Annotated in this window: 8 protein-coding genes; all 8 read left to right on the forward strand. The window is 64.8% G+C overall.

Translation table 11 applies throughout. The features are described from left to right. Window positions 1-108: 108 nt before the first annotated feature. Window positions 109-1863, forward strand: a complete 1755-nt coding sequence (locus DK261_RS13665; RefSeq protein ID WP_241194622.1) for a phage tail protein — start codon at window positions 109-111, stop codon at window positions 1861-1863. Then, window positions 1850-3088 (forward strand): DNA circularization protein, encoded by a 1239-nt coding sequence (locus tag DK261_RS13670; RefSeq protein ID WP_016702007.1) that lies wholly within the window; start codon window positions 1850-1852, stop codon window positions 3086-3088. The genes DK261_RS13665 and DK261_RS13670 overlap by 14 nt, the downstream gene beginning before the upstream one ends. Before the next feature lie 3 nt (window positions 3089-3091). Further along, window positions 3092-4132: a phage baseplate assembly protein gene (locus tag DK261_RS13675; RefSeq protein ID WP_110175862.1), complete on the forward strand. Its 1041-nt coding sequence runs from the start codon at window positions 3092-3094 to the stop codon at window positions 4130-4132. A 117-nt stretch (window positions 4133-4249) separates the two neighbouring features. Next, entirely contained in the window at window positions 4250-4759 is a 510-nt protein-coding gene (locus DK261_RS13680; protein WP_009042427.1) for a phage baseplate assembly protein V, read from the forward strand. After that, window positions 4759-5157, forward strand: coding sequence for a phage GP46 family protein (locus DK261_RS13685; protein WP_041985697.1), 399 nt, complete (start codon window positions 4759-4761; stop codon window positions 5155-5157). Before DK261_RS13680 ends, DK261_RS13685 begins: the two co-directional genes overlap by 1 nt. Then, entirely contained in the window at window positions 5147-6187 is a 1041-nt protein-coding gene (locus DK261_RS13690; protein WP_009047316.1) for a baseplate J/gp47 family protein, read from the forward strand. Before DK261_RS13685 ends, DK261_RS13690 begins: the two co-directional genes overlap by 11 nt. Beyond that, window positions 6175-6774 (forward strand): YmfQ family protein, encoded by a 600-nt coding sequence (locus tag DK261_RS13695; RefSeq protein WP_009042430.1) that lies wholly within the window; start codon window positions 6175-6177, stop codon window positions 6772-6774. The genes DK261_RS13690 and DK261_RS13695 overlap by 13 nt, the downstream gene beginning before the upstream one ends. 11 nt (window positions 6775-6785) lie before the next feature. Continuing rightward, window positions 6786-7521: hypothetical protein (locus DK261_RS13700; protein WP_110175990.1), on the forward strand; the 736-nt coding region annotated here is incomplete at its 3' end.

Here is a 7521-nt window from a genome sequence, read left to right on the forward strand (position 1 = left end):
CTGGTTCTGGAAGGTTGACCCCGAACAGATGATGGCCAGGCCACTGGATGTGCTCCGGGAGTCCCTGGAGCACGCGCAACGGATCAATGCGATGCAGCAGGTGCAGTGATGGCGAAAAAAACGAGTAAAGCAAAGCAGGTGAAGGCTCCTAAAGCCGAGGAAACTCCAAAACCTCAGAAGCTTGAAAATGGGCCAGCTGTCGAAGCCACGACCGACATGGTGGTGGTCGCCAAAGGTGCCGAAAAGCTGGACAAGGAAATCACCGGCATTCGCGGCAAGATCGCCGGTTTCAAAAAGGATCTGGCGGACAATGGTCTCGATAAGCTGAACTTTGCCAGCCTGATGGAAGGCACCGGGTTGGTCGCTCCATTCGTGAAGGGCATCAAATCGGCGGTAAAGGCCGAGGATGAACTGGTGGCGGCCAATCTCAAGGCTCAGAAGCTTGAGGTGCCGGATGTGGTTCGAGGGAGCACCACTACCAACCTCAACAATTTCAGTGCATCGCTGGATGCCATTTCTCTGAAGGTCGGGCAGGCCCTGCTGCCTGCGGTCAACAAAATCGTAGTCGAGTTGCAGCCACTGTTGACCACTGTCGGGCAGTTCGTAGCGAACAACCCGGCGCTGGTAGAGGGACTGGCCGCTGCTGCGGTGGCTTTTACCGTCGTGACCTCGGCGGCAACAGCGATGGCGGTCGTACTGGCCGCATTGACTTCTCCCGTCGGCTTGGTGGCTGCAGGGATAGCCTTGGCTGCGGGATTAATCGTTGCAAACTGGGCACCGCTTTCTGGTTTTTTCAGGAGGCTGTGGCAGGGCATTCGCCCCGTGCTTGTACCCATGGCGGACTTCTTCAAGACCCTGTTCGCGTTCACCCCGCTGGGGCAGGTTGCGAACAACTGGGGGCCGGTCAGTGCTGCTTTCGGGGACATCTTCTCGGCGATAAAAACGGTGGCCGGTGGCGTCATCGAGGTGTTGAAGTTCACCTTCAGCCTTACGCCCATGGGCGCGATCGTAGCCAATTGGGCACCGATCTCAGCATTCCTGGCGGGGCTTTGGCAAACCATCAAAACGGCCGCGGCGCCATTGGTAGCGTTTTTCCAGGAGTTATTTTCCTGGACACCTATCGCTTTGATTGCTGCCAACTGGGGACCGTTGACGGGTTTGTTTTCGGCTATCTGGGGCTTGCTCCAGGCCTTGGCCGTACCCGTTGCGGAGTTTCTGCGGGGTATTTTCGCGTGGACGCCCATCCCGCTGATCATTGCCAACTGGGGACCGATCACTGAGTTCTTCGCTGGTGTCTGGGATGGCATCAAGGCCTCGGCGATGATCATGTATGCCGCGCTCTATAAGATCTTCGAATGGACTCCGCTGCCTCAGATCATTAAGAGCTGGGAGCCAATCACTGAGTGGTTCTCCACCTGGTGGCAGAAGCTCAAGGCGATCATCGAGCCGATCAAGGAGTTGCTGGGCGGAAGCGTTGGCGGCTTCATCACCAAAATCACCGGGAAAGTGGAAAGCCTGACCGAACACCAGCTCAAGACCAATGAGCAGGACAGGGGGGCCTTGGCCCCGGTGTTTTTCGGTGGTGGTGAGGAGCCCGGTCAGACAGCGAGTGTGCTGCCAGGCAAATTGCCCAAGGTCGCATCTCTCGCACCAGGCGCTTTGCAACAGAACTCCAGCTTGCTGCTGCAACAAACCGCGGCCAACAACCGCACGCAATTGCAGGGCGGGTTGACGGTGAGCTTCGAAAACGCCCCGGCGGGCCTGCGTACCAGCGCGCCGCAAATCAACCAACCCGGCGTGGCGCTGTCGTCGCGTGTCGGCTATCGCTCACTTTCGCTAGGAGGTTCCAATGAGCTGGCGTGATCGTTTGTTGCCGGCGTCGTTTCGTGGCGTCGGGTTCTGGGTCGACCAGGCGAAAACCCCGGTCGGCCACAAGGGCCAGTTGCACGAGTACCCGCAGCGTGACCTGCCGTTCTACGAGAGCCTGGGACGGCAGGCGCGGACCCACGACCTGACGGCGTTCATCGTCGGCGCCGATTGCCTGGAGCAGCGTGACAAGCTGCTCCAGGCGCTGGAGCAGGGCAGTGGCGAGCTGGTGCATCCGTGGCTGGGGCGCCTGCAGGTCAAGGTCGGTGAATGCGAGATGACCCAGAGCCGCCAGGACGGCGGCCTGGTGACCTTCACCCTGAAGTTCTACCCCGACCAGCCGTTGCAGTTCCCCAGCGCCACGGTCAACACCCGTCAGCTGTTGCTGGTGTCGGCCGACAGCCTTATCGGCTCGGCGGTGCGCCGCTTCGAGGAGGCCATGACCCTGGTCAAGGCCGCGCGCATCGGCATCGCCGATCTGCGCAACAGCCTCAAGGAGGTCTACCAGACCATCGAGCAGGAGCTCAAGCCGCTGATCGACACCTACCGCGATCTCAATCTGCTGGTGCGGGCGATCAAGGACTTGCCCAAGGAAGTCAGCGCCGAGTTCAAGGGCTTGCTGGGGGACATCAAGGACCTCAAGGACTATGCGCGCAACGGTTATCGCGGCGTGCTGGCCAACGTTTCGCAGCAGGTCGAGGCGGTGAAGAAGATCGACACGCCGAAACTCACCACCGGCAAGGACACCACCGCCGCGGCGCAAGCCATGGCGGACCTGGTGCAGGACGCCGTGCTGGTGCGGATCGCCCAGGCCGTGGCGTCGCTGCCGGTGGCGACCCCGGCGGTCAAGCTGAGCGGCACGCCGTCGCTGGCCAAGCAGGCGATCCAGCCGGTGACCCGTGCGGAAGTGCCGGTGGCCGATGAGGTGCTGGCGCTGCGCAACGCGATCAACGAAGCGATCTGGCAGGCGGCGGAAAAAGCCGATGCTGTGCACTACGAGGTGCTCAACGGCTTGCGCCAGTTGGTCTACGGCCATCTCACCGCGGTGGCTTCGTCCGGTGTGCGGCTGGTGGTGAAGAACCCGATGCAGAGCCTGCCGACGGTGGTGCTCGCTTACCGGCTGTTCGGCGACGCCACCCGGGCGCCCGAAGTGCAGCAGCGCAACGGCGTGGCCCATCCCGGTTTCCTGCCGCCGACCAACGTCAAAGTGGCGGGAGAGTGAGCCATGAGCAACTTCGATAACCGGGTGCTGTTGACGGTGGACGGCCAGGATTACGGCGGCTGGAAAAGCGTCGCAATCAGCGCCGACCTGGAGCGGCAGTTTCGCACCTTCAAGCTCGACGTGACCTGGCAATGGCCGGGGCAGACCCTGGACCAGCGCATCCGTCCCGGCGCCAAGTGCCAGGTGCGCATCGGCGCCGACCTGTTGCTCAGCGGCCATGTGTTCAAGGCGCCGATCAGCTATGACGGTCGGCAGATCGGCCTGAGCATCGAGGGCAGCTCCCTGACCCAGGACCTGGTGGATTGCGCGGCGATCAACCAGCCCGGCCAATGGCGCGAACAGAGCCTGTTGAAAATCGTCCAGGCCCTGGCCGCGTCCTACGGCGTCGGGGTGGTCAGCGAGATCGCCGAAACCACGCGCTTGAGCAGCCACAGCATCGTGCCCGGGGAAACCGTGTTCCAGTCCATCGACCGCCTGCTAACGTTGTTCCGGGTGTTCTCCACCGACGACGCCGAAGGCCGGGTGCTGTTGGCCCGGCCGGGCAGCGGCGGGCGCGCGGTGGATGTGCTGGAGCTGGGCCAGAACATCCTATCGGCCAGCGCGCCGATGGATTTCAGCCAGGTGTTTTCCGAGTACCGGGTGATCGGCCAGCACAAGGGCAACGACCAGAAAAGCGGCGCCGCGGTCAGCGAAGTGTTGGGCGTGGCCAGCGACAGCACGGCCAAGCGCAAGCGGGTCACGGTGATCAACGAGCCGGCGCAACTGACCCAGGAACTGGCCCAGCAACGGGCCGACTGGGAAAGCGCCATCCGTACCGGCAAGGCCCTGACCAGCACCTACAAGGTGCAGGGCTGGCGCCAGAGCAACGGCGAGCTGTGGCGCCACAACACCCTGGTGCGGGTGATCGACCCGGTGCTGGGTTTCGACCAGGACCTGCTGATTTCCAAGGTCACCTACTCGCTCTCCGAGCAGGGCTCGATCACCACCCTGCAGGTGGCGCCGCCCCATACCTTCGACGCCAGCCCCGTGCCCCCCAAAACCTGACGTCGTTCCCCTTATGCATGTGTGGGAGCGAGCTTGCTCGCGATAGCGCTCCGCCTGACACCCCGTGCTGCCTCCATCGCGAGCAAGCTCGCTCCTACAGAGGTCAAGGAAAAAACCATGAGCCTACTGACACGCCTGTTGGCGCGCGGCACCGTCGTGCTCGCCAACTCGGCCAACAAACTGCAATCGCTGCAAATGCGCCTGACCGCCGGCGAAGTGAACGACGACATGGAGCACTTCGAACCCTACGGCTTCACCAGCAACCCGCTGGCCGGCGCCGAAGGCATCGCCACCTTTCTCGGCGGCGATCGTTCCCATGCCATCGTGCTGGTGGTCGCCGACCGCCGTTTTCGCCTCAAGGCCCTGGCCCCCGGCGAAGTGGCGATCTACACCGACGAGGGCGACAAGATTCATTTCAAGCGCGGGCGGATCATCGACATCGAGACCGCCACGCTCAATATCCGCGCCAGCAGCGCGGTGCACATCGACACCCCGACCCTGACCCAGACCGGCAAGATCGTCTCCCAGGGCGATCAGGTCGCTGGCGGCATCAGCCAGATCCAGCACGTGCATGGCGGCGTGCAGTCGGGTAGCGGGCAGACCGGCGCACCGGCGGGAGGCCAATGATGTTTATCAGCCAAGACCTGCACCGCGCACTGACCCGTGCCGTGCTGATCAGCCTGTTCAGCTGGCGTCGCGCGGCGGACGACGACCCGCTGGATGACGAGGAGCGCTTCGGCTGGTGGGGCGACAGTTTCCCCACCGTGGCCGACGACCGCATCGGCTCGCGGTTGTGGCTGCTGCGGCGGGTCAAGCTCACCCGCCAGACCCAGCTCGACGCCGAGTTTTATGCCCGCGAAGCCCTGCAATGGCTGATCGACGATGGCCATTGCAGCGCGGTCGAGATCATCAGCGAACGTCTCGACGACCAGCGCCTGAACCTGCGCACGACGCTGGTCCTGGCCAACGGTGAACGCCTGGACATCAACCCCGATAACAGTTGGCAGGTGACCTATGCCCTTTGATACCCCTTCGCTGCCGGTGCTGATCAAGCGCACCCAAAGCGACCTGGCCAGCGATGCGCTGCGCCAGTCCGATGCGCAAGTGCTGGCCCGCGCCCTCGGTGGCGCCGCCTATGGCCTCTACGGCTACCTGGACTGGATCGCCGATCAGATCCTGCCGGACAAGGCCGACGAGTCGACCCTGGAACGCATCGCCGCGCTGCGCCTCAACCAGCCACGCAAGGCCGCCCAGGCGGCCAGCGGTTCGGTGAGCTTCAGCGCCGCGGCGGGCGCCGTACTGGACGTCGATACCCTGCTGCAGGCCAGTGACGGCCGCACCTACAAAGTCACCGCCGCCCGCACCACCAGCGCTGGCAACAACAGCACCACCGTCCAGGCCCTCGACGCCGGCACCCTGGGCAATGCCGAGGCCGGCCTGGACCTGATCCCGGTGCAACCGATCCAGGGCATCGGCAACAGCTTCACCGTGCTCGCCCCCGGCCTGAGCGGCGGCGTCGCCGCGGAAAGCCTGGAATCGCTGCGCGCGCGGGTGATCCGCTCCTACCGCATCATCCCCCACGGCGGCTCGGCCCAGGACTATGAAACCTGGGCGCTGGAGTGTCCGGGGATTACCCGCGCCTGGTGCCGTGGCAGCTACCTGGGGCCGGGCACCGTGGGCCTGTTCGTGATGCGCGACGACGATGCGCAACCGATCCCGAATGCCGAGCAACTGGCGGAGGTAAAGGCCTACATCGAACCGCTGCGCCCGGTGACGGCCGAGTTGCATGTGCTGGCGCCGCAGCAATTGCCGGTGACCTACAGCCTGCGGCTGTCGCCGGACACCAGCGCGGTACGCGCGGCGGTCGAGGCGCAGTTGCGCGATCTGCACAACCGCGAGGCCGGCCTGGGCGACACCTTGTTGATCAGCCATATCCGCGAGGCCATCAGCAGTGCCGCCGGCGAGAACGATCACCGGCTCAGCGCGCCGGCCGCGGATGTCCCCGCCGCCAGTAACCAGTTGCTGACGTTCGGAGGTTGCGTATGGCTGGAGTAAGAACCGCCGCGCAGTACCAGAGCCAGCTGCGCAGCCTGCTGCCCAGCGGCCCGGCCTGGGACCCGGAGCGGGTGCCGGAACTCGAGGAGGTGCTCGAAGGCGTCTCCCAGGAACTGGCCCGCCTCGACGCCCGCGCCGCCGACCTGCTCAACGAAATGGACCCGGCGGGCGCCAGTGAGCTGGTACCGGACTGGGAACGGGTGATGAACCTGCCCGATCCCTGCCTGGGTGCGACCCCGCTGTTCGATGACCGCCGCCTGGCCGTGCGCCGGCGGCTGCTGGCCGTCGGCAGCCAGGCGCTCGCCTACTACATCGAGATCGCCCGTAGCCAGGGGTATCCGAACGCCACCATCACCGAGCACGAAGCCCCGCGCATGGGCCGCGCACGGTTTGGTGACGCGCATTTCGGCACCTGGCAGGCGCAATTCATGTGGACGCTCAACACCGGTGGACGACTGCTCCTGGGCCGGCGCTTTGGCGCGAGTTACTGGGGCGAACGTTTCGGCATGAACCCGGGCTCCGCCCTGGAATGCCAGATCCACCGCAGCGCACCGGCCCATACGCGGGTGCACATCAATTATGACTAGGGGATAGACCGATGGATTATCCGAAGAGTGTGCCCAGCGCCGGGTTGGTCAACGGCAGGTTCGTCGATGAGAACCCGCTGACCGGCACCCCGGGATCGCTGATTCCGGCGGACTGGGGCAATGGGGTGACCCAGGAACTGCTGGCCGTGATCACGGCGGCTGACCTGACACCCAGCGAGGCGAACCTGACGCAGCTGCTGAGCGCGATCCGCAGCATCAGCCGCAAGAGCGCGGGGCTGGGCATTCAGCGCTTTACCGCCAATGGCAGCTTCACCGTGCCGGAGGGCGTGACGAAGATCTGGCTCAGTGGGTCTGCCGGTGGTGGCGGTGGTGGCGCCTGCCCGGGAGGCACGAGTGCGACGTCTTCCGGTGGCGGCGGGGGCGGTGCCGGGCAGCCGGTTATCCGCTTTCCTGTCACCGTGACGCCGGGGCAGGTCATCCCTGTGGTGATCGGCGCGGCCGGGGTGGGTGGCAATGGCGCGGTATTGGCGACCAGTGGGGGAAATACATGGGTCGGTACAGCTGGCTCCCTGTTGTCGCTGTCTGGCGGGAACGGCGGGGGTTCCGGGGCCAATCTTTCCAGCTATGTCCCTGGTGCTCCGGGCGGGTCGGGTTTTCCTGCGGGAGGTGATGCCACGGATGTTTCACCCAACACTGTTGCCGGCATTGGCGGCCCCGGGGCCGGTAGTCTTTATGGTGCGGGAGGGGGCATCTCCAGGTCCGGCACAACTTCCGGGGTGGCGGGAA

The organism is Pseudomonas sp. RW409 (assembly GCF_003184125.1).
Classification (GTDB): domain Bacteria; phylum Pseudomonadota; class Gammaproteobacteria; order Pseudomonadales; family Pseudomonadaceae; genus Aquipseudomonas; species Aquipseudomonas chlororaphis_I.